At 47.8% G+C, this 25,291-nt stretch carries 25 protein-coding genes; 9 read left to right on the forward strand and 16 right to left on the reverse strand.

Features of this window, described 5'->3' with window-relative positions:
• The first annotated feature begins 36 nt into the window (after positions 1-36).
• Positions 37-798 (forward strand): EFR1 family ferrodoxin, encoded by a 762-nt coding sequence (locus tag KTH90_RS15530; RefSeq protein WP_238727022.1) that lies wholly within the window; start codon positions 37-39, stop codon positions 796-798.
• Positions 799-848: 50 nt separating this feature from the next.
• Here KTH90_RS15530 and KTH90_RS25140 read toward each other — a convergent pair whose 3' ends face one another.
• The 6 genes from KTH90_RS25140 to KTH90_RS15560 form a co-directional block, all read right to left on the reverse strand.
• Complete coding sequence (locus KTH90_RS25140) at positions 849-1,457, reverse strand: DUF454 family protein (protein ID WP_330656041.1); 609 nt, start codon at positions 1,455-1,457, stop codon at positions 849-851.
• Positions 1,454-1,843 (reverse strand): nitrous oxide-stimulated promoter family protein, encoded by a 390-nt coding sequence (locus KTH90_RS15540; RefSeq protein ID WP_238727023.1) that lies wholly within the window; start codon positions 1,841-1,843, stop codon positions 1,454-1,456. The genes KTH90_RS25140 and KTH90_RS15540 overlap by 4 nt, the downstream gene beginning before the upstream one ends.
• Positions 1,844-1,877: 34 nt before the next feature.
• Positions 1,878-3,536 carry an amino acid ABC transporter ATP-binding/permease protein gene (locus KTH90_RS15545; RefSeq protein WP_238727024.1) on the reverse strand — a complete coding sequence of 553 codons (1,659 nt, stop codon included), beginning with the start codon at positions 3,534-3,536 and terminating at the stop codon, positions 1,878-1,880.
• Positions 3,520-5,268, reverse strand: a complete 1,749-nt coding sequence (locus KTH90_RS15550) for an ABC transporter ATP-binding protein/permease (protein ID WP_334300917.1) — start codon at positions 5,266-5,268, stop codon at positions 3,520-3,522. The genes KTH90_RS15545 and KTH90_RS15550 overlap by 17 nt, the downstream gene beginning before the upstream one ends.
• Positions 5,269-5,710: 442 nt before the next feature.
• Complete coding sequence (locus tag KTH90_RS15555; RefSeq protein ID WP_158352213.1) at positions 5,711-6,544, reverse strand: hypothetical protein; 834 nt, start codon at positions 6,542-6,544, stop codon at positions 5,711-5,713.
• Between the two features lie 195 nt (positions 6,545-6,739).
• A complete protein-coding gene (locus KTH90_RS15560) occupies positions 6,740-7,180 on the reverse strand; it encodes a phasin family protein (RefSeq protein WP_238727026.1) in 441 nt (146 codons plus the stop codon).
• A 776-nt stretch (positions 7,181-7,956) separates the two neighbouring features.
• Here KTH90_RS15560 and KTH90_RS15565 point away from each other — a divergent pair.
• The 3 genes from KTH90_RS15565 to KTH90_RS15575 all read left to right on the forward strand — a co-directional run bounded on the left by KTH90_RS15565 (position 7,957) and on the right by KTH90_RS15575 (position 11,010).
• On the forward strand, positions 7,957-9,183 hold the full coding sequence (locus KTH90_RS15565) for a hypothetical protein (RefSeq protein ID WP_238727027.1): 1,227 nt from the start codon (positions 7,957-7,959) through the stop codon (positions 9,181-9,183).
• Between the two features lie 139 nt (positions 9,184-9,322).
• Complete coding sequence (locus tag KTH90_RS15570; protein WP_158352211.1) at positions 9,323-10,201, forward strand: NAD(P)-dependent oxidoreductase; 879 nt, start codon at positions 9,323-9,325, stop codon at positions 10,199-10,201.
• The gene (locus KTH90_RS15575) at positions 10,198-11,010 is read left to right on the forward strand and encodes an MBL fold metallo-hydrolase (protein WP_158352210.1); all 813 of its coding nucleotides are present in this window, start codon (positions 10,198-10,200) and stop codon (positions 11,008-11,010) included. The genes KTH90_RS15570 and KTH90_RS15575 overlap by 4 nt, the downstream gene beginning before the upstream one ends.
• A gap of 62 nt (positions 11,011-11,072) precedes the next feature.
• On the opposite strand, the gene KTH90_RS15580 is transcribed toward KTH90_RS15575, so the two are convergent.
• Positions 11,073-11,219 carry a hypothetical protein gene (locus tag KTH90_RS15580; RefSeq protein ID WP_238727028.1) on the reverse strand — a complete coding sequence of 49 codons (147 nt, stop codon included), beginning with the start codon at positions 11,217-11,219 and terminating at the stop codon, positions 11,073-11,075.
• 312 nt (positions 11,220-11,531) lie between these two features.
• Here KTH90_RS15580 and KTH90_RS15585 point away from each other — a divergent pair, with 312 nt between their 5' ends.
• Both KTH90_RS15585 and KTH90_RS15590 read left to right on the forward strand, forming a co-directional pair.
• Positions 11,532-11,894, forward strand: a complete 363-nt coding sequence (locus KTH90_RS15585; protein ID WP_158352209.1) for a BlaI/MecI/CopY family transcriptional regulator — start codon at positions 11,532-11,534, stop codon at positions 11,892-11,894.
• Between the two features lie 3 nt (positions 11,895-11,897).
• The gene (locus tag KTH90_RS15590) at positions 11,898-13,568 is read left to right on the forward strand and encodes a M56 family metallopeptidase (RefSeq protein ID WP_158352208.1); all 1,671 of its coding nucleotides are present in this window, start codon (positions 11,898-11,900) and stop codon (positions 13,566-13,568) included.
• A 128-nt stretch (positions 13,569-13,696) separates the two neighbouring features.
• Here KTH90_RS15590 and KTH90_RS15595 read toward each other — a convergent pair whose 3' ends face one another.
• From KTH90_RS15595 to KTH90_RS15610, 4 genes are all read right to left on the reverse strand, one after another.
• Positions 13,697-14,563 carry a MerR family transcriptional regulator gene (locus KTH90_RS15595; RefSeq protein ID WP_158352207.1) on the reverse strand — a complete coding sequence of 289 codons (867 nt, stop codon included), beginning with the start codon at positions 14,561-14,563 and terminating at the stop codon, positions 13,697-13,699.
• Positions 14,564-15,009: 446 nt separating this feature from the next.
• A complete protein-coding gene (locus KTH90_RS15600; RefSeq protein WP_238727029.1) occupies positions 15,010-15,348 on the reverse strand; it encodes a sigma-70 RNA polymerase sigma factor region 4 domain-containing protein in 339 nt (112 codons plus the stop codon).
• 345 nt (positions 15,349-15,693) lie between these two features.
• The gene (locus tag KTH90_RS15605) at positions 15,694-16,056 is read right to left on the reverse strand and encodes a carbohydrate kinase family protein (protein WP_238727030.1); all 363 of its coding nucleotides are present in this window, start codon (positions 16,054-16,056) and stop codon (positions 15,694-15,696) included.
• On the reverse strand, positions 15,987-16,379 hold the full coding sequence (locus KTH90_RS15610; protein ID WP_238727031.1) for a carbohydrate kinase family protein: 393 nt from the start codon (positions 16,377-16,379) through the stop codon (positions 15,987-15,989). The genes KTH90_RS15605 and KTH90_RS15610 overlap by 70 nt, the downstream gene beginning before the upstream one ends.
• A 163-nt stretch (positions 16,380-16,542) precedes the next feature.
• Between KTH90_RS15610 and KTH90_RS15615 the strand changes: the two genes are divergently transcribed.
• The 3 genes from KTH90_RS15615 (at position 16,543) to KTH90_RS15625 (ending at position 20,448) form a co-directional block, all read left to right on the forward strand.
• Complete coding sequence (locus KTH90_RS15615; protein ID WP_158352206.1) at positions 16,543-17,574, forward strand: zinc-dependent alcohol dehydrogenase; 1,032 nt, start codon at positions 16,543-16,545, stop codon at positions 17,572-17,574.
• Between the two features lie 106 nt (positions 17,575-17,680).
• Positions 17,681-18,892, forward strand: coding sequence for an ATP-binding protein (locus tag KTH90_RS15620; protein WP_158352205.1), 1,212 nt, complete (start codon positions 17,681-17,683; stop codon positions 18,890-18,892).
• A 143-nt stretch (positions 18,893-19,035) separates the two neighbouring features.
• Entirely contained in the window at positions 19,036-20,448 is a 1,413-nt protein-coding gene (locus KTH90_RS15625) for an ArnT family glycosyltransferase (protein WP_238727032.1), read from the forward strand.
• A gap of 17 nt (positions 20,449-20,465) precedes the next feature.
• On the opposite strand, the gene KTH90_RS15630 is transcribed toward KTH90_RS15625, so the two are convergent.
• The 5 genes from KTH90_RS15630 to KTH90_RS15650 are packed head-to-tail and all read right to left on the reverse strand — an operon-like array spanning position 20,466 to position 25,284.
• A complete protein-coding gene (locus KTH90_RS15630; protein ID WP_158352203.1) occupies positions 20,466-21,800 on the reverse strand; it encodes a HAMP domain-containing sensor histidine kinase in 1,335 nt (444 codons plus the stop codon).
• Positions 21,772-22,491, reverse strand: a complete 720-nt coding sequence (locus KTH90_RS15635; protein WP_158352202.1) for a response regulator transcription factor — start codon at positions 22,489-22,491, stop codon at positions 21,772-21,774. The genes KTH90_RS15630 and KTH90_RS15635 overlap by 29 nt, the downstream gene beginning before the upstream one ends.
• Entirely contained in the window at positions 22,484-23,539 is a 1,056-nt protein-coding gene (locus KTH90_RS15640; protein WP_158352201.1) for a lysylphosphatidylglycerol synthase transmembrane domain-containing protein, read from the reverse strand. The genes KTH90_RS15635 and KTH90_RS15640 overlap by 8 nt, the downstream gene beginning before the upstream one ends.
• Entirely contained in the window at positions 23,532-24,125 is a 594-nt protein-coding gene (locus tag KTH90_RS15645; protein WP_158352200.1) for a polysaccharide deacetylase family protein, read from the reverse strand. Before KTH90_RS15645 ends, KTH90_RS15640 begins: the two co-directional genes overlap by 8 nt.
• Positions 24,100-25,284, reverse strand: a complete 1,185-nt coding sequence (locus KTH90_RS15650; RefSeq protein ID WP_238727033.1) for an MGDG synthase family glycosyltransferase — start codon at positions 25,282-25,284, stop codon at positions 24,100-24,102. Before KTH90_RS15650 ends, KTH90_RS15645 begins: the two co-directional genes overlap by 26 nt.
• Positions 25,285-25,291 lie beyond the last annotated feature (7 nt).

A 25,291-nucleotide genomic window follows, 5' to 3' on the forward strand; every position in this document is an offset into this window, starting at 1 on the left:
ATCATTGGAAGAGCTTGTATATAAGGAGGTAGGAAAATGCTTGGAGTGTATTTCAGCGGGACGGGTAATACCAGATATTGTATGGAGAAATTTATGGAATTGGCGGATCACGATGCAGAGATATTGCCACTGGAAGATTTACATACGGTAGAAAAAATAAAAAGCCAGGACACGGTCGTTTTGGGATATCCGATCTACTACAGTAATCTCCCGATGATTGTACGGAAGTTTATCATCCAAAACAGGAGTATCTGGAAGAATAAGAAGATATTCCTAATAGCTACTATGGGAATGTTCAGCGGTGACGGCGCAGGTCTGGCCGCCCGGCTCCTTAAAAAATACGGGGCAGAAGTCGTCGGAGGAATTCACCTGCAGATGCCAGACTGCATCAGTGATGTGCGGGCATTAAAAAAGCCGTTGGAAAAGAACCAGCTGATCATAAAGCGGGCGGAAGGGAAGATAGCAAAAGCAGCAGAAAAAATGAAAAATGGCAGGCCGTCCAGAGAAGGCCTTGGTTTCTTTTCGCATCTGGCCGGCCTGTTTGGACAAAGGCTTTATTTCTATAACAAAACAGTAAAAGGGGTCAACCTGCTGAAGATCCGTTCGGAAAGATGTGTTGGGTGCGGGAAATGTGAGGAATTGTGTCCGATGAAAAATATTACGGTGGTAGAGGGAAAGGCAGTGCCGGGCGGTAACTGCTCCATGTGTTACCGCTGTGTTAATCACTGTCCGAACCAGGCGCTCACAATATTGGGAGACGATATCATCGAGCAAAGTATTATTGAAAATTATATCTGATCCATTTTATGCGGGTTGGCGGTTATCAGGAAGTGATACAACAGCCGGGACTAAGAAGCGGCCTCCCACACCTGTTCCACCTGGTAGCCGGCACGCTGCACCAATTGGATCAGTACATCATTTTCAACTGGTTCCTTGAGATAGACCGTGGCCAGATTTTCGTGAAAATCAACAGCTGCCTTGAAACTTCCGGCGCTGTCAAATGCACATTCCAGCCGTCTTGCGCAGCTTTCGCACCGCATTCCCGAGACACGCAGCTTCTTGCAGATCAATGGCACGGCTTCCTCAGAATCTGCTTTTTTCGTTTTAATGGCAAAGAGAAAAATAAAAATATGCATGATCCATACGCAGGCTAAAATAATACGTCCCACAAGCACCCGGCTCATCATCAGAAATCCAAACGCCATGGTCAGTGTCACTATCGTCATAATACGGATTTTGGCCTTTACGGTCATACCCTGGCCCCGGACAAAGCTCTCCAGATTGTTCTTATATAGTTTGGTCCCGATGAACCAGCGGTGGAGCCTTGGAGAGCTTTTGGCAAAGCAGACCGCCGCTAAGAGCAGAAACGGGAAAGCGGGCAGCAGCGGCAGCGCCGCTCCCAGGGCCCCCAGACCTAGTCCGATACATCCCAAAGTGATATAGAAAATTTTCTTCATAGCTGTCTCTCCAATCTTTTTTTCTCTTTTTTGGTTTCCAGGACATGACGGACTGCCGTAAAAGGGTGATGAAAGATCATTCTGGGGCCGGAAAAACGCATAACCTGCCGGATCTGTTCCTGCATCTTCGGCTGATAGCAGTGAACTTTGCAGTTGGAGCAGAAGGTTTTGGATTCCATAAAAGGACAGCGCGCGCTGCGTTCTAACGCATAGGCATTCAGTGCGGCGCAATCGGCGCAGAGAGCATCTTTTGATCCGTGATTTTTACGGCAGTAAAGGCGGATCATTTCCGATACCATACGCTGTTCCCGCTCTCTTTTGTCTTTATAATCTTGGGTCACGGTATCATCAGCGTCCTGTCTCATACTATTTTTAATATTGCGCATAGCTCATTCTCCCGTTTTCTATCATGATTACGCATCAGCTCATCCTCCCGTTTTCCACAGAATATACGGTATCCACGATCCGCATGGTGGAGCGGCGGTGGGATACCAGGACGATGGTTTTACCGGAACGCTCCTCCCCCAGCGACTTCAGAATCACCGCTTCACTTAAGCTGTCCAGATTACTGGTGGGTTCATCCAGCAGCAGAAACGGGGCGTCATGAAGGAAGGCCCGGGCCAGTCCGATCCGCTGGCGTTCCCCTCCGGAAAGGCTGTCACCCAGTTCTCCGACAGGGGTGTCATATCCTTTTGGGAGATTTTGGATAAACTCGTGCACGGAGGCTTTCCGGCAGGCTTCCTCCAGCTCCTGCTGGGTAGCGTCCGGTTTGGCTATCCGCAGGTTGTTGGCGATACTGTCGTGAAACAGATGGGTTTCCTGGGTCACGAAGCTCTCCAGATCCCTCAGGTTCGGTGTGTTGATGCGGTCAATATCGCGTCCGGACAGTTTTACTTTACCATTACCAGCATTCCAGAACCGCATGAACAGTTTTAAAAGTGTGGATTTGCCGCTTCCGCTTTTACCGGTAATGCCGATGACCGAATGTTCGGGTATTTTTAGCGAGACGTCTGATAGAATGGTTTCGTCCCCATAAGAAAAGGATACGTGTTCGGCTGAGGCGCCGGAAAATGTGATCTCCGGTTCTTTGGCTACTTCTTCAACCGCCGGAGTCTCCTCAAGGATATCCAGTACCCGGTCACCGGCGGCAAATGTATTCTGTAAGGTACTGCCCAGATTGGCCAGAGCGGTCACCGGGCCAAAGGAGCTCATCAGAGCGATCACCGGGATCAGCACACCGTCAAAACCGGTCTGTCCCTTCTGATGCAGCATGGCAGAGAGGAAGAGCATAGCCATATCGAATAGCAGGATTACCGTATTCGTGCACCCCGTATTCCGGCCGGCGATGCGTTTCATTCGCGCTTCATCACCGGAGAGCTGGTCAGTTTTGCGGTTGATCTCATCCAGACGGCGGTCTCCCATAGCATACTGGATCGTTTCCAGAAGCCCTCGCAGACTGTCCAGCACGAAGCTGCTCAGTTCACCGGAGCGGGTGCGGAACCGGATTCCGTCATCCCGGCTGACCTTTGAGATAAGCACCGGGATTACTGCGCCTACCGTGATATAGGCGGCGGCCGCCAGGCAGCCCAGAACCCAATGATAGCTGCCGATATAGATGCACATTACAACGGACATCAAAACGGCGATGACGATCGGGGAGATCGTATGTGCATAAAACACTTCTAACAGTTCGATGTCCGAGGTGATCACCGATATCAGGTTCCCCTTGTCACGCCCTTCGAGCTTCGCGGGACACAGACGCCTCAGTGCCTGAAATACCTTATCCCGGATCAACGCCAGCAGTTTAAAGGCAATAAAGTGATTGCAGGACTGCTCTCCATAACGCAGGAACCCACGAAGAACGGCGAAAATACCGGCACAGACAAAAGCCATACTCATAGTAAACGGAATATGGAATCGAAGCAGGTCCAAAACCGCGTATCCGCCCAAAATCGTGATAAAGGCAGCGCAAAGATGTCCTGCAAGCCCCATCAGGACTGCCAGCAGCATAAATCCCGCCAGCGGCTTAACCAGTCCCATCAGTCGTCTGCAGATCATGAGATTACTCCGCTTTTTCATTTTCAACCTCCTGGTTTCCATAGTTTTCCAGTGCCTGCTGTGTCTCCCATAGCTTTGCGTATACCCCTCCGGCTTCCAGCAGTTCCTCATGGCTTCCATGTTCCGCCACATTTCCGGCATTCAGTACGTAGATCGTATCAGCCCCCACCACATTTGCCAGACGGTGGGAGATCAGCAGGACCGTTTTAGTGCCGGCCAGAGTATGGATCTGGTCCATAATATGGTTTTCGCTCTCCACATCGATATTGGAAGTGGCCTCGTCAAATATATAGACGGGACTGTCATGGAGCAGCGCTCTGGCCAGTGCCAGCCGCTGGCATTGCCCTCCGGACAGGTTCGCTCCTTTTTCCATGAGCGGTGTATCCAGCCCCTGTTCTTCCCGAAGGAAATCCGCCAGCTTCATTTGTCCGAGGACCCGCCATAATTCCTCATCCGACGCGTCCGGGTTTCCCATCCGCAGGTTTTCCCGCACAGTTCCCTTAAACAGATAGCTGTTGTGACTGATATACGTGACATTTTTCATCAGACTTTCTTCCGCAATATCCCGCAATTCCACACCGCCCAGAGTAACGGAACCGGAATATTTTTTGTTTCTGCCCATCAGGATTGAAGCGGCCGTAGACTTTCCGCAGCCGCTTTCTCCCACCAGGGCGGAAAAACTTCCCTGGGGGAAATGGAAATCTGCCCCGTGCAGAATTTCCCGTTCTTCCTCGTAGGAGTAGCTTAAATCCGAACATACGATGTCATAGCGGTTACGGATAACAGCTGTTCCCCGTTCCGGCTCCGGCAGATCCAGCAGATGGAAGATCTTATCACTGGCAGCCATTCCGTTCATGGCGATGTGGAAGAAACTTCCCAGCTGCCGCATGGGGATAAAGAAATCTGCGGATAACAGTATAATGGTAAGGCAGCCGGCCAGAGATACGTTTCCTGCCCCGTATTGGGTGACTGCCATAATCATTCCCAGCGCAGCGCCTCCATAGGCAATCAGGTCCATAATCGTGATGGAATTGAGCTGCATGGTGAGGACCTTCATGGTGATTTTACGGAAATGTTCCGCTTCCCGGTTCATTTCATTGCTTTTGTATTCATCTGCCTGATAGATTTTCAATGTGGTCAGCCCCTGCAGATTTTCCAGGAATGTGTCCCCGAGGGTGGTGTACTGGCCCCAATATTTTGCCAGCAGCTTTTTCGCGAAGGTTTGGACAGCCGCGATGGATACCGGAATCAGAGGGACACAGATTAATAGTACGAGGGCAGCCGGAAGATTCACAAAGCTCAGCACGAAAAACAGGGTGAGCGGGGCCAGCATACTGTAGAAGAACTGCGGCAGATAAGAGCCAAAATAAGTCTCCAGCTGATCCACACCCTCCACAGAGACCTGCACGACCTCGGAGGTGCTGACCTGTTCCCGGTAAGAGGCGCCTAACCGGAGCAGTTTACGATAGATCAGTTCCCGGAGCGTTTTTTTAACGGCCCTGGAAGACAGATATCCCATCCTGGCGGCAGCGGCAGTGCAGGCAAATCGTATCAGAACAGCGGCGGTAATAATAACAGCGACCAGCATAAACGACTGTGGTATTACCGTATTCAGGTACAGACCCTGAAGTAGATTCGTGATGGAGAAGATCATTACAACGTTGGCCAGCAGGCTAAACCACTGTACCAGAACATTTCCGGTTATGTATTTCTGGCTGTCATCGACGATTCCAATCAGCCGTTTGTTAATCATCATATTGGTTCCCTCTCTTTAAGCTGAATTTCCATAAAATGGTTAGATAGTGCTAACCATGGGACTTAAAAAATACGCCGTGCGGGCGTTTTTTATCCGATATGAATTTTACCACATTTTTATGAAATGTGATTTGTAAATTTGTTGCATTATAGCTACAAACTCCGGAGAAAATTTAATAATCCACATCTATTTATTACTTAATATCTGTGCCGATGAGCAAGTTGCATATATGCTACAAAAAATATTGTAATATAATCATATAATAATTTTTATATTATTACTATACGATAAAGCGCAGAATCAGTGTCCTGCGTGCAGCGCTCAATCAAATACAGGATGAGCCGACGGATTTAAAGCAGATAGAGACCCGCAAGTGATTCTCAATTAAAGAGATCTGCAGGAGAAACACCGATAGAGATCCGCAAGTGATTGCAGAAGCTTAAAATAAAATTGTAAATATAGCCACGCTTTCCGGCATGTGTACCGGACCGATGGAGATAGACATTTTCAAGCAGACACTACCATGCAGGACCCGTCCCACATCGTTGCCAATATTGACGAAATGCAGTACTTCAGCCGGAATATGCCAAAAATCACCGTTTCGCTCCGCATCACAATAGTGCTCCCCGTCAAAGTATTTTAAATTACCGATTTTTGCCGATTTTTTCAGCCCATCAGCGGCAGAGGAATGCGTAACCGGGAGTGCTTTCAGCCGGATCACCCCCATATTTTTTTGTACCGTCAGGCCGCAGGGGTGTTCAAACCCCTCGTTAGCCATAGAGATATTATCATGATTCTTCACATGTTCCCGGTAAAGAATAAATGGCAGGGAATAGCAGCCATCCCGCAGGCTGTGGCACAATACGGCGCCGTCAAAACTCTTACGGTTTCTGAGAACATGCTTGACCCGGTAGCGTTCTTCCGTCCCCCGGATGACTTCGAAGATCTCATCCGAACAGTACAAGGATAGGACCCTGGCATCAGCCTGGGCAGCCTGGGGGGCCACGCCCTCATAGATCAGGTGGTTCATGGCGATATCCATCCGCTCCGCGTATTTTTTAGCAGCAGCCGATCCAGCCGGGGTCAATGTGGGATGTCTTACGTCACTGCGGTCCAGCAAGCCTTCTTTTTCCAAAGCGATCATGGCCCGGCTGACCGCGTATTTCTCCTCCACCAGCGTCTTAGACAGATTGGTAACCGTGCAGTTCTCCTGAGACATTTCCAGGAAACAGGTCAATATTCTCAACTTTAATATTTCAATTTGATTTGGCATAATCTTACCTCTAAAAGATATAAAACCGCGAAAACGACGGCTCCGGAACGGCACGGAACATCCGCAATACGCATCAGTACACCAGAAACGCCCTGCACCCGGCCGGACATTCTAAGACCGGTGGTGCAGGGTGTTTCTGGCGTATTCATTCCTTATCCGCAGTATACTGAAAAACCAGCATAGCGCACTGGAAAACTAAGCATCAGCACTTACATCATCAGAGTTTTCGTTATAATCAGCATCATTATGGTCGGATTCACTGCCGGATGTCTCATCCGCGGTATCCCCCGCACTCTCATCCTGCACGTCTGCCGCAGCCTGAGCCGCCCGTTTTTCCGCTTCTTCCTTTTCCAAAGCCGCCAGTTTCTCCTTGAGCACGTCCCGTTCTTCCTTCGGCATGTGGTCCACTGCAGACATAACATCCTTATATTCCTTGATAATATTCACAGTCACATGATCATTCATTTTTTCCTTAGCGGAGCGCTTCAATTCCTCATTCAACACGCGCCCCTGTTCTACGGTGATCTCACCTTTTTTCACCAGCGTATCCACCAGATCCTTGGCAGCATCTGCGGTTGTGGCGATGGCTCCTACTCCTGCCAAAAATACTTTCTTCAATCCTTCACTGATATCCATCTACATTCATTCCTTTCGTGAAATGTCGTGTCCATGTATCTATTCCTAAGTATAACACACTATCCCAAAAAGTCCTCCATTTCCGTCCACTTTTATAAAAATTTAATAAACTTACTTGGCTTTGCGGCAATAATTGGGATTTATATCGTAAGGGCCGGGAAGCCCTCTGGGGGCGGGATGGAATTCTCCTGTTTTGGGAGGCGGGGCGGGCGCCTGTCCTTTGGCGGACGGAGGGCTGCAAGCTGGCTGCTGCTAAGTGAAATCCGGCCCCCAAAACAGGAGAATTCCATCCCGCCCCCAGAGGGCTTCCCTGCTTTGGTGATACGACGGCAATACCATACACCTTTCTAGAACTCTAGAACTTGGAAAGAGACAAGAGTTAAAGCAGGGAAAAGAGGGACGGGGCGTGGCCTTCGGAATCGGGCGGCATATCTCGCGGGACCAAATCACTTGAGGCCGGGCCTTAGAACGGGTTACGCAGAAGGAAGGAGAACCTCGCAGGGCCTGGAACACTGTCCGAGCCGTACTTTGGCGAGTTTGTTCCGGGCCCTGCTAATAAGAGGTTCTCCTGCCTCCTGCGTTACCCGTTCTTAGGTCCGGCCGAAGTGATTTGGTCCCGCGAGATATGCCGCCCGATTCCGAAGGCCACGCCCCGTCCCTCTCTTCCCGGACCTTAACCGAGTGAATTTCCGATTGTAAACAAAACCATTTTTAGGTATAATAATTAAAGTGTGGGATGGAGTGTCCAAAATAATTACGATTAGGAGATGAGTTGTGTGACAAAGCTGAAGGAGCTTTTTCGTAAAATAGATTACGAATTCTATCTGTTTGCTTTTCTTATGTTGGATCTGGTGGCCAGATGTCCGCTGGAAGTGAATCCCTGGATGACACCGAATTACATTTTGAATTTTGATCAGGGGTTTAGCACCCGGCTGCTGGTTGGGTCGGTGGTAAAATTCTTTTTTCCCGATTTTGTGACGGGAAGACAGCTGTTTCAGTTCGTGTTCGTTGCGCTGACACTGCTGAATCTGCTGGTGGCCGTTTTATGCGGCAGGGTACTACGGCTGTACCGGAACGAGACCCGGGGCGTGGTTTATGTCTTGATGGCTTACCTGGCTTCTCCGGCGGCGCTTACTTATCTGGTTACGCAGGAGAATATGGGGAGGCTTGAGATCTATCTGCTGATCCTGACACTGGTGCAGATCGTGGTTCTGCTGCGGGTCAAGAACGTCTATGTAAAATATGCGCTGGTTCTTCTGCTGTCCGGAGCCTGCTGTATGATTCATCAGATCTATATCTTTATGTTTTTCCCTCTTGTGTTTGTATGCGGCGTCTACAATGTGTTTGAGGCCAAAAACAAGAAGAAGGAAATTATCGTGGGCGGGCTGGTATTTGTGCTGATTGGGGGATTTTTCCTCTACCTGCAGCTGTTTTCGTCGATTAACCTGAACAGTATCAGTGCGGTGAAAGCCTATATTGAAACCAGAACCGACTATGCGTATCTGGATGACAATATTTATTATGAATATTTTGCACATCTGCAGGAGCACTGGACTAATTTCTGGATCAGGGATCTGACTTATAATCTGCGGCATACGGTTGTGACCCTTATTTTCCTGCTGCCGCTGTTCGGTTTTTTGGTGTCTGTCTGGAAAAAAGCATACCGCTGCTGTAAGGAAAAAAGGATCAAATGGATGTTCACGCTGATGCAGCTGTCGAATCTGGCTATGCTGCCGGTTTGGCTGATCATGGTGGACTGGGAACGGTATATCGCGGTTCATATCATTCTGGAGTTCGGTATGATTCTGATTCTGCTGTATAAGAGGAATTCTTATATGATAACTGCCGTGAAGCAGACAGCGGCCGGCGTGGAGAAGCATATGTTTATCTACTTGCTGTTCCTGTTGTTTTTATTTACACTGGATAAGCTGGATGCCAGATGCTATCAGCCTTACCTTGTTGATTATCTGGCTAATATCGTGAAAATGTTTTTACCGGGCTGATGTAAGGCGCGGATTACAGCCCGCTTTGTCTGCAAAAGACGAAGCGGGTATATTTCATTCCATAGGAGTACCGGCGGGGTGTTTTAAGCGGAATCTAATGTAATTTCATTTTATAAATGCTGATAAAGGAGGAGTCGAAATGAAGAAAATAGCATTCATTGGTCTGGGTATCATGGGAAAATCCATGGCAAGGAACCTGATGAAAAATGGTTTTGAATTACATATTTATGCCCGGAGCAAAGGAAAGGTTGAGGATGTCATTGCGGAAGGGATGCAGTATCATGATTCCATCGCCCATTGTGTAAAAGACTGCAGCGCGGTGATTACGATTGTGGGCTATCCAAGCGATGTGGAGGAGGTCTATTTCGGGGATGGGGGAATCCTGGATTCTGCGGCGTCTGGTACTTATCTGATCGATATGACGACTTCCAGCCCGAAGCTTGCCAAAAGGATCGCGATGGCGGCGGAGAAACGAGGCATGCATTCCCTGGACGCGCCGGTAACAGGAGGAGACGTGGGTGCGGAAAATGGTACCTTATCGATACTGGTTGGTGGTGAAAAAACCGATTATGAAGCCTGTCTTCCGATATTCCAGGCGATGGGAAGCAATATAAATTATGAGGGGGAAGCCGGATTCGGGCAGCATACGAAGATGGCGAACCAGATTATGATCGCCGGGACGATATCTGGTGTCAGCGAGGCGCTTAGCTATGCCCGGGCGAAGGGATTGGATATACAGACACTGCTGCGCTCCGTGGCTACCGGTGCGGCCGGCAGCCGGCAGCTGGATCTGATGGGCCTTAAGATGGTAAATGAGGACTATGCGCCGGGCTTTTATATCAAACACTTTATCAAAGATATGAAGCTGGCGGATGAGGAGGCGGAGGACAGCGCTCTGCATCTGGAAGTATTGAAACAAGCACTGTCTAATTATCAGGAGCTGGAGACAGAAGGGTTCGCAGATCTGGGGACACAGGCACTGATCCGGCACTATGAAGGAGAGAGAGGAAAAGAATGAAGCTGGTGATGTTGGGAACCGGGCATGCGGCAGTGACTGAAATCTATAATACCTGTTTTGTGATCACCGAGGACCGTTACACGCCGAGCCAGCATTTCCTGGTGGACTGCGGCGGCGGGAATGGGATACTGACCCAGTGCAGGCATGGGGGCATTGATATAAGACAGATACACGATATCTTTATCACCCATGAACATGCCGACCATGTGCTGGGGGTGATATGGATGATCCGGATGATCGGGACGATGATAGAAAAGGATAAATATAAAGGGGATTTGCGGATCTACAGCCACAGCGGCCTGGTACCGGCCATCCGGACCATGGCGGAGCTGACGGTATCAGCAGGTATCTGCCGGAATATAGGCGGAAGGATAAAACTGATCCCGTTAGAATCCGGTGATCAGCATCAAATTCTGGGCTGCCCCGTGACTTTTTTTGATATTGAGTCCACCAAGGCGAAACAATTCGGATTCACGATGGAATTACCGGATGGGCAGAAACTGTCCTGTGCCGGTGATGAGCCTTACAATGAGAAAAATTACGAATATGTGAAAGAAAGCGGCTGGCTGATGCATGAGGCCTTCTGTCTCTACAGCGAGGCAGACAAATATAAGCCCTATGAGAAACATCACAGTACGGTCAGGGAAGCCTGCGAAGTGGCAGAGCGGCTCAAGATCCCCAATCTGATTCTGTACCATACGGAAGAAGATCACGGCGCAGAGCGCAAAGACTGCTATAGCGCGGAAGGAAAGCAGTATTATAAAGGAAACCTGTATGTTCCTGATGATTTAGAGGTAATAGAGCTGTAGAAGAGGACTCCTTTTTGATGGAACCGTTATCGGCGATAGACGGTTGGATTAAAAAGGAGTTTTTACATTTGGTAGGTTACGATCGTCCAGAGCTGGTTCTGCTTCATCATAAAACAGTTTACTTTTTTGCGATGTTGATAGCAGAAGAGAAAAAGGCGCTGAATAACCGGATACTCCAGCAGATAACTATATTTGTGATGAATAACCATAGTTTGATCCTCCTGATTTAATATGTATACCATTTCTGGTACCCCAATGTATGCCCTTCGGGCGGGGTGCAGCACAGCTGTGCCATAAGGTATATTAATATATATGCTTGTACCAGAAAATTATTCCGGTTTCCTGTGTGATAGGATAATTTATAAATAAACTGCTATGGATTTTTCCATATTTATAAAAAAACAATTGACAAAACGGTCTATAAGATATAGACTAAATATGGACGATAACTTGTAGACCAATTGTCCGCAGACACATGAACAGTAGATAATCAATGGATAATGAATAGGGAGGAAGCAGGAATGAGATGTTATCGTATGACGGACAGTGAGCTGAAATTCGCGGAGCTTGTCTGGAAGGAAGAACCGGTGGCTTCCGGAGACCTGGTAAAATTGTGCGGCCAAAGCTTTGATTGGAAAAAATCTACAACCTATACGGTATTAAAGAAATTATGTGAGCAAAAAATCCTGAAGAATGAACAGGCGGTAGTCACCTCGTTGATCAAAGAGGAACAATACCATCAGCTCCAGGGGCAGGAATTTATCAATGAAAATTATGGGGGATCCCTGCCGAGGTTCCTGGCCGCGTTTATGAATCAGAAGAAATTATCGCGGAAACAAGTTGAAGAAATCCGGAAAATGATTGATGAATATGAGGAGGAATAGAAGATGGAAGGGGCATTTCTTTCGATTTTTCATATGAGTCTTGTTTCCAGCTATATTATAGCGGTGGTTTTCATCATCCGCCTGCTGTTGAAAAGGTCCCCGAAGCTGTTTTCCTATCTTTTGTGGGGAATCGTGTTTATACGGCTGATCTGTCCTCTGTCTTTTGAGAGTGTCATAAGTCTGATTCCCGCACGGGTCAATGAGATGCGGTTTGAACAATTGATACCGCAGGAAACCGGGGCTTTTGTACAGGATCCCCAGGTACATGCGGAATCAAAGGAAAATATTTACAATCCGATCTATGACGCTGTGGCGGATCAAAGCCCGCACCTTTCGGTCAACGCAATACTGGCGGTCCTGTGGATAGGTACAGCCGCAGGGCTGGTGCTGTATAATCTTCTTTCGTTTAGAAGACTTCGCCGCAAGCTGACAGATGCGGAGCCGATCGGCTGCAATATCTACATATCCGGGCACATACGCACACCCTTCGTGATCGGGCTGTTCCGGCCGGCGATCTATCTGCCTGGCGGGCTTACGAGCGAAGAGGAGGAATATATCATCCGGCATGAGCAGGTTCATATAAGCAGGAGAGACTATCTGGTAAAGGCTGCCGCATTTTTTATCACCTGTGTCCATTGGTTTAATCCGCTGGTATGGATTGCTTTTATCCTGATGAACCGGGATATGGAAATGGCATGTGATGAACGTGTCCTGCGTGAGATGGGAAATGATATTAAAAAAGATTATTCCAGTTCCCTGCTGTCCATGGCTATTCACGAAAATGGGGTTTTGAGCGCTCCGCTGGCTTTTGGGGAAAACGCAGTAAAGAGCCGGGTTAAAAATGTGCTTCGCTATAAGAAGCCGGCGCTGGGGCTGCTTCTCTTTGTAGCATTGATCTGTGCAGCCTCCGCCTGCGGCCTGCTGACAGATCCGAAGGGAAATACAAACGCAAAGGAACCCCCGGTTACACAGCCGCCATCTTTGAATCAGCGGTCAGACACTTCGATACCGAAAACTCCTGAGGCATTGGCCGAATCATGGGCCAAAGCTTTTACCGACAGAGACGGGGAGCGGATCTCGCAGCTGCTGTCAGACCAAAAGCAGTTTGAAGAGCTGGGGGGCGAGATACTGGATGATGGAAGTTATTTTTTCGGTTGGTCCAGCCCATGGCCGTGGGAAGACGACTATCAGATTGTGATGGGTACAGAGAATTCCATGGTAATTTATTATAATGCGAATGTTTCGGATCCCCATATCACTGTCTGGAGAAATGATATAACGTATGAGGAAAGTGACGGAGGATATCTGGTGTCAGATGTCCGGTTTACCGAATATGATAGAATCAGCTCTGCAGCAGAATTTGATGCGGTTTATTTCAGGCAGGGAGAATATGTGATTCCGGATTATAAGGCAAAAGGACTTTCCGGGCCGTTACAGGAACATTATGATACGAATATGAATGCCGATTATTATACCCCGCTGACGGAACCGGATTACGCCGCGCAGTGGCAGTTAAATCTGACGGACGGCACAACGGATATTGTAAGTGAGGGCGATGGGGAAGCGGCAGTGAGCTATCACTGGACAGATGGAGCCGTTATGATACAGATGTACCAGCCTGAACGGCAGGGGGAGGATGGAATCTGGATTGTACGGAGTGCGGGAAAAGAGTAATGGTAGAAGCTTCGGAAATATAAGACACTGGGATATTCCGTAATCGGGATTCCCAGTGTGCTTTTTTATAGGAAAGTGCTTCTGTTAAATAAATAACGCCCCGCAGGGATCGCACTGCGGCGGTGTTATTATTTATGAAAATAATACTGTAAAGCCTTAACGATATAATCGGCAGCACCTTCCCCATATTTGGTGTCCGTGACCGCTTTAGAAATATCATTTCGGTAGCTTTGTATGATGATATCCCAGTAACCGTCCCCGACGTTGGAGGTCAGCAGAGATTCCTGGGTGAAGGTTACGATTTCATGTACGATATTCTGAATTTCTTCGGAAGCAACATCCTTATCCATGTCGGAAGTTAGGGAAGCGTACAACTCCTGATTCTTCTGTAACAGTTCTTCTTTCATTTCTCCAAGAGCCTGCTGCTGTTCCATGATTTCAGAGAAATGTTCCATATTGTACTTCATGGCCTCTGTGTATTTCTCAACACTGCCATACTGTTTTATGGCGAGCTGGGCTATATTAGATTCATCATCCTTCGCTTTCTGGATAAACAGATTAAAATTATCGATACTTCCCCAATGCTTGATGATTTCTTCCGTATTACTGTTTTTGAACCACTCCAGTGCCTCGATATATCCTGACAGGTCAAATTCTTTGAAACTCATACATTTTTCTCCTTTCTCCAACCGACTGAGGAGTTCAACGAGTCTGTCGATTCGATTGCGTTTTAATAAGAGCAGTTCCTTTTGCTTTTTAAAAGACTTAATTCTGTCAAATTCGGGTTTACGAAGAATTTCTTTGATTTCCTTCAGTTTGAACCCGAGCTCCTTGAAAAACAGAATCTGCTGCAGCTCCTGCAAGGCCTCGTCATTATATAAACGATACCCCGATGGAGTTAACGCGCTGGGCTTCAGCAGATTGATTTCGTCATAGTATTGCAAAGTACGTGTGCTTATACCTGTTAATTCTGATACCTGACTTGTAGTTAACATGCTTTCCTCCCTGCAACCTGATAATCTCTTATGCAACTAGGAAAACAAATCAGAAATTGCCGGCTTATGTACTTCATTTGTTTCCCTTTAGAAAAGAATACATTATCACGTAACGTGTAAGTCAATTGTTTTTAATGATAATCTTTAAAATATGTTCCGAAAGCCGCTTGCTTTATGCTGCATTCTTACTAATTATTTTCCCGATAAGTAATATGAGCAAAAAATAAATTGCACATACTATAATTCCTGCAACACAACTCCTTAACGCCAATACATACCAAAGATTTTTTAATCTTTCAATTTGATAAGTGGCTATCTCTCCACGTTCGAGAACAGCAAGCCCTAATAGAGCAATTGGATAACATGCGCCCAAAATAAAAGAGATAACTGCCCCAAAACAGTCAGCGCTTTTTGATAAAACCTTACTTTTTTTAATGGATTAGTTTTTAGTTCAGCATTTGTAGTTGTTTTCCTCTAAAAAAAGTGACTCTTGTCCAATTTTCTGTTTTGCCAATTATCGCTCCAATTTCAGCAAAAGATAAGTTGCTAATCAACCTTAAATACATTACTTCACGTACAGGCTCATTGATATCATATATCATCAGTAATATTTCTTTTTGTTCCCATTGAACATTTATTTCTTTTTTATCCTCTATTTCTAGGATATCATCCTCCATGGATAAACTTTCTTGATGTTTTCTTAAATATATCAACCAAACATTGCTCAATAAAAACAAAAATACTTTTCTTGAATACATCTCATATATTTCTTCAATCAATTGCACTTTTAATCTCCTTTCTACTCGTTAGTACCAAATTCTTCTATATTGTTACAATCATATTTATAAAAGTGAAATAATCATGGAGCGATGTTATATAATCGCCTCATGTACAATTTATGTTTAGATCTTAAATGTTAATATGATTAATATTTATCCTCTCGCCAAATTCCGATTTATTACTTTGCCATAAAACGTCGATGATTTCTCCCGGGTATAACTTTTATAATTGATACAGATAATCGCACTTCGCAAATAGTATTTTTTATGGCTATGAGCACTTAGTGCCTGTATTTCAGGTGCTTACGTGCGATGCATGAAAAATAGTCAGCGAGGAATTTTCGAGCGCTACTATTTTTTAGCTTCCGATTGCCTCTTCATTTTTTCATACCGCCCATACACCTGTGTAATATTGCGAACCCCGACGGCCGCACCAAATTCCTCAATGGCAGCAGAAGCCGCCGCATTAGCGAATCGCGCACATTCCACCGGGGGCATACCTTCCGATAGTCCATAGAGAAATCCGGCCGTAAACGTATCCCCGGCTCCGGTAGTATCCACACAAACTGCCTCGGAATAAGCAGGAACCAATGTCCTTGTCTCTTTGCTTTTTAACAGACAGCCTTTCCTGCCAAGTTTGATCACTACAGTCTTGACACCGCATTCCAGGAACGCATCCGCCACATCATCCGGATCCGTCTGTTGGGTGACCATCTGAGCCTCCTCCAGATTCGGAAAAATGTAATCCCGGTATCCAGACCCGGTTCTACAAGGATATAATCCGTATTCATTCCATAATACCGGCAGTGATCCAGAATGCTCCGGCCTGCCATGTCGTTTCCAATTTTACTGACCAGCCGGACCGATTTGCCGAGCTTAGCTAACACAGTGGCCTCGTTCAGCGCGTCACCGCCCGTATTCATAGTGATCCGGTCCGCAGGAACTGATCCCGCTGTAAGAAGTGAGGTATCTACCGGACCCGCCGGTATATCCAGAATAGCCGCGCCGAATATGATAATTTCAGGCCTGTCTACCATGATCTATCCTCCAATAATCCACAAAAAGTATCTTCTGTTGCTGAACTGTTTATCCTTAAGAACAGTTTACTTTGGATGGCTGTTCCCGTCAATGTCAACCTCCTATCTGGTAAAGGAAGCCAGTGGATGCTATAATGACAATAAAACAATAAAGGAGATTCCTATGAAAACAGCATATGTAAAAGCACCATTTCAGTTTAAATTCGAGGATGTTCCGGTTCCAAAGTGTGGGAGCAATGAGGCATTGATCAAGGTGATGGCCTGCGGAGTCTGCGGCTCCGATATGAATGCGGCCAGAATCGAGGCGGAGGATTGGCAGAGCTTTGGCCATGAGATCACCGGCGTGGTCCTGGAAGCAGGAGAAAATGTGGACAATGTAAAGGTGGGAGACAGCGTGCTGGTGGAAAGCGGTTCCTACTGCGGGACCTGTGCCCAGTGCAGAAATGGCCGGCCGGATCTGTGTGCGTCCGGGACAGGCTTGTTTCAATGGAAGATCTGTGGTTTTGCGGAATATATGACGCTGGATAAGCAGTGTTTGATTCCCTTTAATCCGGAAAAGATCGGCTACGCGCAGGGAACGGTGATCGAACCCATGGGAGTGGCCCTGGATCTGTTCTATACGGCAGATATCAAGTTTCAGGATGACGTCGCGGTAGTGGGCCTGGGTCCGATCGGCCTGATGGCATTGCGCCTGGCAAAGGCCGCAGGGGCCAGAAACGTATACGGGGTTGTCCGCAATCGGAAGAATACAGCCAGAATTCAGCTGGCTAAAGAATTCGGGGCAACGGATATTATTTATACGGATGAGACTCCGCTGGAGGAATATCCGTTCCCAGCCGGTGGAGTGGACAAGATCATGGTGACTGCGCCTCCGAGCATCATCGCGTCCACGTTCCGGGCAGCCAATCTGGGAGCCGTGATCGCCTATATCGGGATTGATTATGGGGAGAGGGGGATCATAAGTTTTGACGCCAATTATTTTCACTATAAAAAGCTCCAGCTTCGGGCTTCCTATGCGGTTCCGGCCTTATATTTCCCGCGCTGTGTGGAGTTGATCGAGGCGGGAGTGATCGATGTGGATAAACTGGTGACCAGCACATTCCCGCTGGAAGATCTGGAGAGAGCGATGTGCACGCTGCGGGATGATAGAGAGAAAGAGATTAAGATGGTGATGGTTCGTCCGGAGCTGCTGTAGGGAAGGAATAGAGGAAGTACTTCGTAAGTTTTGCGGTTATATCCTTAAAAACTATTGATATTTTAAGAAAAATGCGATAAGCTATTATAGATGGGAGGTGTCTTTTATGATTAACAGACCAATTTACGTTGATAAGATAATGGCATATGTGAATACGCCGTTTGTGAAAATCCTGACCGGAATCCGCCGCTGTGGGAAATCAACTATTTTGAAAATGCTGATAGATGAAATGAAAGAACAGGGTATCCGTGACGAACAAATATTGCATTATAGCTTTGACTCTTTGGAATATGAGGATATAAAGACAGCCAATGCCTTGTTTGCACACTTGAAGCAGCATTTGTTTTTGAAGGGAAAGACCTACCTTTTTTTGGATGAGATTCAGGAAGTAAAGTCATGGGAAAAAGTTGTAAACTCCCTTATGACTGGCTATGATGTAGACATTTATGTAACCGGCTCGAACTCCAGGATGATGTCCTCTGAAATATCCACCTATTTGACTGGCCGTTATATTGCGTTTCGCATTTACCCTTTATCCTTTTTCGAGTATATGATCTTCCGAAAAGAATACACAGAGGTTCTAGATCCTCACACAGAATTGGCAAATTATCTGAGACTTGGGGGCTTCCCAGCAGTTCATCTGCAAAAATACACGCCGGACGAAGTCTATACCATCGTAAAGGATATTTACAATTCTACGATTTTTACTGATATTGTAAGGCGTAATCAAATCCGTAAGGTGGATCAGCTGGAGCGTATTGTGAAGTTCGCTTTTGACAATGTAGGAAGGACCTTTTCCGCCGCTTCCATTTCCAAATATCTGAAAAGCGAAAATCGGGCCATTGATAACGAAACGGTTTATAATTACCTCAGCAAGCTGGAAAACGCCTATATCCTCCACCGCTGTTCACGCTTCGATGTACAGGGCAAGGAAATTTTGAAAACACAGGAGAAATTCTATCTGGCCGATTCGGCGCTGCGTTACAGCGTGCTGGGATATTCAGCGGACAGTGCAGCGGCCATGCTGGAAAATATCATTTATCTTGAATTGCTGCGCCGTGGATATGAAGTGTACGTTGGAAAACTGGACAGCGCTGAAATAGATTTCATGGCCGTTAAGCAGGAAAATAAGCTGTACATTCAAGTGGCCCAAGAAATCGGTTCCCCTGAAACCGAAAAACGCGAATACGGCAGGCTCCTTGATATTCGGGATAACTATCCTAAGTATGTGCTGCGTACAGACGCATTTGCGGGCGGCAATTATGAGGGAATCAAAACCATGCACGTTGCTGATTTCCTGCTAAGTGATGAATATTAAAAAGGGAAAGATGTGTCAGGGATGGCAGCTGGATCATTTTGAATTAGTATCAGAATACGATACCAACTGTTAGTAAGCATCAGGCCGTCACCGAGATGATCAAGGGATTGGATGTGAGGAAACACGCACCCATGGAGGTACTAATGAAGAGCCAGAAATATCAGCACCCTACCAGTCTATATAAGGATCAAGAAAGTCAAAAAAACAAACACCGGATCGATCTGCTTTTTATCGCCGGAGCAGCCCTGTTCTTTATGATCTGGGCCTGGCAGTGGAACCGGTTCGACCTGGGGCTGGACGGTCCGGATGAATGGATGCGTTTTGACATCATCCGTTATCTAACGGAACATTGGGACCTGCCCCGGGGAGACAATCCGGCGATCATCAATCCGATCTGGGGATTCAGCTATGCGTTCCACCCCTATATTCCTCATATCATCAGCGCCCTTTTCATCAGGGCCGCGCGCTTTTTTACCGATGATATACATATCCTGGTTTTTACGGCCCGGCTGGCTAGTGTTATGTTTGGCACCGGAACCGTGTGGATGTCCATAAAAATTGCCAGAAAGATCTTAAAAGACAGGGCGGATCAATGGATCTTTCTGTTCTTTATCACCTTCCTGCCTCAGATGGTATATCTGAACGCATATGTAAATTGTGAGTCCATGGCCATATTTTCCACTGCGGTGATGATCTACGCCTGGCTGTTGGGAATGGAAAGCCGGTGGGATCCGAAGTCCTGCATAATTCTGGGAACCGGGCTGGCCTTGTGCGCCCTGTCTTATGTGACCGCGTATGGTTTCCTGGTATGCAGTTTTCTATTTTTCTGCTTATCCATATTATTATGTCAGGACAAGAAATGGGAATTTAAAACATTATTCCAAAAAGGCGGTATTGTCCTGCTTGTATTTGTGCTGCTGGCAGGCTGGTGGTTTATCCGCAATGCGGTGCTGTATCAGGGAGACTTCCTGGGCATCCGGTCCAGAGACCTGTGCGGGGAGATCCATGCCCAGGATCTCTATAAACCCTCCCTGCATCCCACCTATGAGAAAGACGGGCTGTCCTTCCTGCAGGGAGTTCGTGCGATGTGCAGCGGTCTTGGATGGCACAGGGATACTTTTAAAAGCTTTGTGGGAGCGTTTTATGATACTTCCGTCCGGCTGCCCCAGCTCATATATAACTTATATAAAATCCTGTTCGCGGCAGGAATCCTGGGCTGTCTGTTATCCTTTCGCAAGCTTTTTTCAGTGAGAAAAGACGGCGGATGGAGAGAAGAGGGAATCTTTCACTGGATGCTGGTTTTGGCGGTCATTATTCCAAATTTCCTGAATCTGTACGCATCCTACGCGGTTGATTACCAGCCGCAGGGAAGGTACAGTATGCCCATGCTGCTTCCCTTCATGTATTTTATAACGTTTGGAATCACACAGATCATGGACAGGCTGGTCAAATGCCAAAAAGCCAGGGCCATTATAAAAGGAGCCCTGTGTTTCGGACTCTTTTCTATTGCCGTCTATGCTCTGAGATATTATAGTCTTTGGATTCAGGCACAGTAGCGGTATAACGGGAAGATCTAATATGCTTCCAGGTGGTAAGCGATGGGAAGGGTCAGGGTGAGCTGGTAGGAGTCACCGTCCAGATGGGCCTTCAGGGAGCCGTGATGCAGCTCCAGGATCTCCTGACAGGTGCGGATGCCTACCCCGTAGCTCTCAGGATCGGGATGCTGGGAGATCCTGTTCTTCCCCTTTATGATCAGTTTCGTATCGCACAGGCAGGCATGGTACTGGATCGGGACGGTATTGTCGGCATATTTTAGCAGGTTGCCCTCCAGATTATTGAAGACACGTATGATCTGGATGGCGTCTACCTTCAGGAAGAATTCGTCCTGGATGTCGATATGGATTTCGACTTCGTATCCCTGGTCGCGCAGAACTTCTTTTAAGTTGTTGAGAAGGTAAAGGAGGAAGTCGTTTCCGGTGATCCATTCGTAGTGAAGCTCATATTCCGTGCTTTTGTTGACGAAATGAGTGAAGAGATTGTCGGTCAGGTCACGGATCAGAGAGGATTTCTCTCTGATTTTTTCCAGGTACCGGGTTTGGTCTTTTGCAGGTATCGGATTTGGGGCAAGCATCAGGTCCACGTAGCTGATGATGGAAGTCAATGGAGTGCGGATGTCGTGGGAGATGGAGGTTACCAGACTGTAATTCTTCTGCTGCATCAGCTCCTCACCGCGGCGCTTAGTGTCCAGTTCCTGGCTCATGCGGTTGATGCTGCCCACCAGATCGGCCAGCTCGTCGTCCCGGTGGATGTCGATCTGATAGGTGAGATCGCCGCTCTCCAGGATGTGAATGCCTTTTTCGATGCGCAGTACGGCTTTTACCAGCTTACCAAATTCACGGAAAATGTAAGAGGAAAAGAGCAGGATGCACAGGACGGCAATCGCGAACTCCAGACGGTCTTCGATCCGCTTCCGGTACAGGATATTGACGGAAAGGTAGGCGGGACCGTCTGTGAAGCGGATGGTGACCGGTGTATAACCGATGTTGGATATGGATTTGGTGAACAGGTTTTTAGGAAGATTCTGGGACAGGTAGCTCAGGGAATCGTATATAATCTGGTTATCTTTGATCAGCCAGATATGAACTAATTTTTGACGCCGGTCCCACTGGTAGATCTGGTCAGAGTCCTGGCTGCTCAGTTCGTGCTCGGTTACATAGGCCTGAAAGTCTACCGTAGTCTCATCGATGACGGACTGATAGAGTTCCCGGTCGATATCCATACGGTTCACATAGTAGTCGGCGGCCTCCACCAGCAGGACATAGAGGGCGATGCTGAACAGGGCGGCCGCCACTGCTTTCAGAAAAAAATGAAGGCCCAGCTTAGAGGGCCTGTATCCTTTGTTCCACATAATAGCCTTTCCCCCACATACTCTTGATGTACTCCGGCGTTTTTGGATCTACTTCTATCTTTTTCCTAAGATTGCTGATATGGACGACGATCGTATTATTTTCCACATAACTGTAGGGCTCATTCCAGACGGATTCGTACAGCTCCTGGACGCTGAACACTTTGCCGGAATATTGGATCATCAGTTCCAGGATTCCATATTCGGTAGGTGTCAACAGAATGGGTTCTTGGTTCAGGGAGACGGTTTTGGTGTTGGTGTTAAGGGTCAGACGGCCCAGTTCATAGACCCCTACCTGGGAACCGCGTCCGGGATGGCGGTAAATATAGCAGCGGCGCAGCAGGGCATTGACCCGCAGGAGCAATTCCGCGTTGGAAAATGGTTTCGCCAGATAGTCGTCCGCGCCGGACGAAAAACCGGCGGCTTTATCTGTCTCCTGAGTCCTAGCCGTGAGAAATAATATGGGGGCCATGGATTTGCTGCGGATCTCCCGGCAGGCGAAAAAGCCATCCTTAACCGGCATGGCGATATCCAGGATAAATAAATCGATGTCAGGGGAAGCAAAGCGGATCGCTTCCTCTCCGTTTTTGGCAAGTACGACTTGATAACCTTCCCGCTTAAGGACGATATCCAGGATCTCCAGAATATCAGGATCGTCGTCGGCCGCTAATATTTTAATCTGATCCTTATGCATAGGTCAAATCCTTCTTTCTCCTTCGTCCGAACATTCTCAGATGTATCGTAAAACAGATGATAAAGCTGATCAATAAAAACAGATAAAAACTGATCCCGCGGCTGACGATCATAGCGGTAGCCAGCGCAGACTGGGGAAACAATAATCCAAAAGCCCACAAAAAGCCTCCTTCCGCCGCACCTACAGCACCAGGCAGAGGGACCGCGGATACGGATATGGTCAGTATGGACTGGCAGGTCAGAAAATCCAGAAAGCTGTGACCGGAAAAGCCCAGGCCACAGTAGACGAACCAGGGAACCAGATTGAGGGCAGTCATTTGTATCATCGTAACAAATAGTACTTTAAAAAACAAGGTTGGATTTTTTTTTACATAGCCTGTTTTCTCATGATAGGTCCGGATCGATTCGTGAAGGCGGGTCCGCATCGATCCGGGATCCCGGATCAGACGAAGCCTGCTTCCGATTCGGATCACCAAATTCACCAGGAATGGTACAGTCCGCTTGGAATACATCAGCAGCAGGATGCCAGCCACCGCGGCGGCGTTCATGATCACTCCGTAGACCAGCAGCAGTCCCAGCTTTCCAGCCATCTGCCCGGCCAGTCCCGGCCGGATCAGATACATCAGCCCTCCCAGCAAAAGCATGGCCGTCTGATAGATCAGTACGATAAAGAAAATGGCGACGGAGGAATAGGTAACGGGAATGCGGTCCTTATTCATATAGTACATCTGCATCGGCTGTCCTCCGCTGGAGGAAGGTGTGATTGAACTGAAATAAAAGCCGATAAATGCGTAGCCGACACAGCGCCGGAAAGGTACCGGCAGGGAAAGTTCATGGAAGATCAGTTTCATATTCACCGCTTCACAGCTGACGAACAGAAACATCATACCAAGGCCTGCCAGCAGATAGAGCGGATTCGCTTTTCCAAGGGCCTCTAACAGCTGCCGCGGGGAATAGTCCTTTAAGAAAATCCAGACGGTAAGCGCAGTTAACGCCAGCAAAAGCAGAATCCCTCCGGCCTGTTTTTGGGGTTTTGCAGTTTCATTCATTTGGCTTAAGCTCCTCTACTGTTTTAAAAACGTATTCTTGTTTTAACTCGGGCAGGGCCATGCGAAGCGCTTCGATCGTGCGAAGGGGCGCCCCGCAGGAGCCCCCGGTCTTTTCGCCGGCGTCATGAAGGCAAAGGACAGCGCCGTCAAAGACGCGTGCCAGAATCCGGTCGCTGGTACGCTGGGCCGTGGCTTTTGCCTGCCAGTCCTGTACCATGACATCCCAGAGCACCAGCCGCAGGCCGTACTGTTTTAGGAAATATCCGGTAAATGGATTGCGGGCTCCCCAGGGCGGACGATAAGTATCCGGGCGGCAGCCAAGACTTCTCATGATATCACAACTGTATTGAAAATCCTTTTTCATATAGTGATAAGAACTAAACCATGCATGGCGGTGGTTGTAAGAGTGCATTGCCACCTGGTGATGTTCCGCCAGCATCCGCCTGATCAGATCGGGATTGCTTTCCGCATTGGAAGCAACCACGAAAAAAGTGGCCGGTATATGATGTTCCTTTAACAGATCCAGCAGAAGCCCGGTGTAACGCGGGTCTGGACCGTCGTCAAAGGTTATAGCCAACTGCTTCATGGAGATAATCTCCCTTCTTTAATTGATAAAGATCCTGCAGGGATGCGTAATCCAGTGCCTTTTGGGCCACGTCCAGTATAGAATTCTGAGAGTAGTAGGCTTTTAACGCGTGCATATTTTTCCGCAGAGTCTGCATTTTCCGGTCGTCAGACAGAAAGCCACAGACTTTCCGGATCCCTTCCACCGTGTTTTCATGGATGACAGCGCCGATCTGCATCACCTCCAGAAAATCTCCATTATATACCTCCTGGCGCAGGCCGGGATTCCAGGCAAAAATGGGGGTTTCGCTGTGAATCGCCTCAAATGTAGTGATCCCGCCCGGTTTTGTGACTATGGCGTCGGCTTCCTTCATATACGCTGGAATGTCATTGACATAACCCAGAACCCGAAGAGAGGGATAAGCGGCGCTTAAACGGAGCATGAGGCTTTTGTTCCTGCCGGTGATAATCGTGGTTTCCAGCCTGTTCGCCTGGGATTCCAGATATTGATAGAAGCCCGGGACCGTGGGCAGCATGCCAAGCCCGCCGCCCATGATCAACAGTTTCTTTTTGGGAGTTCCCGTGAAGGAGGAATCTGTCATATGTTCGTGATCGAAGGAAGCCTCCCTGGGCTCATCAAACCTGGGATTGACCGGAATACCGGTGACCGTGATCCTGCCGGAAGGGATGCCCTTTTTAATCAGCCCTTGCTTCACAAGCTCAGAACCGACCATATAAGCGTCGGTTTCCTGGTGAATCCATTCGGAATGGGCGGTGATATCCGTCACGCAGGTAATGAGAGGGACCCGATTACCGGTCTTTTCCCGATAATAACATACAGTCTGTGAACAGAGCGGGAGAGTGGCGATGATCAAATCCGGCTGTTTTTCCCAAAGAAGATGGTGGAAGCGCCAGAGCATCAGGGCCGGAATCTGTGGTTTGAACTCCGTTTGTTTATTTTCCAGGCGGCAGTATCTCTCATTGTAAAATTTTTGTGCGTGCTGAACTATCCAGCCAAATAACCGGTATCCGGGCAGCGAAAGATGCGGGAATACGTAGTGGAACCAGTCAATGACCTCGATCTGGGCATTTGGCTGCGCAAGCTTCCAGTGCTCGGCGATGGCGCTGGCTGCCATATAGTGCCCCATACCGAATTTTCCAGTCAGAATTACGATTTTCATGTGCAGA

Origin of the sequence: Diplocloster modestus, assembly GCF_019042245.1 — a bacterium.
In the GTDB taxonomy this organism is placed as follows: domain Bacteria; phylum Bacillota; class Clostridia; order Lachnospirales; family Lachnospiraceae; genus Diplocloster; species Diplocloster modestus.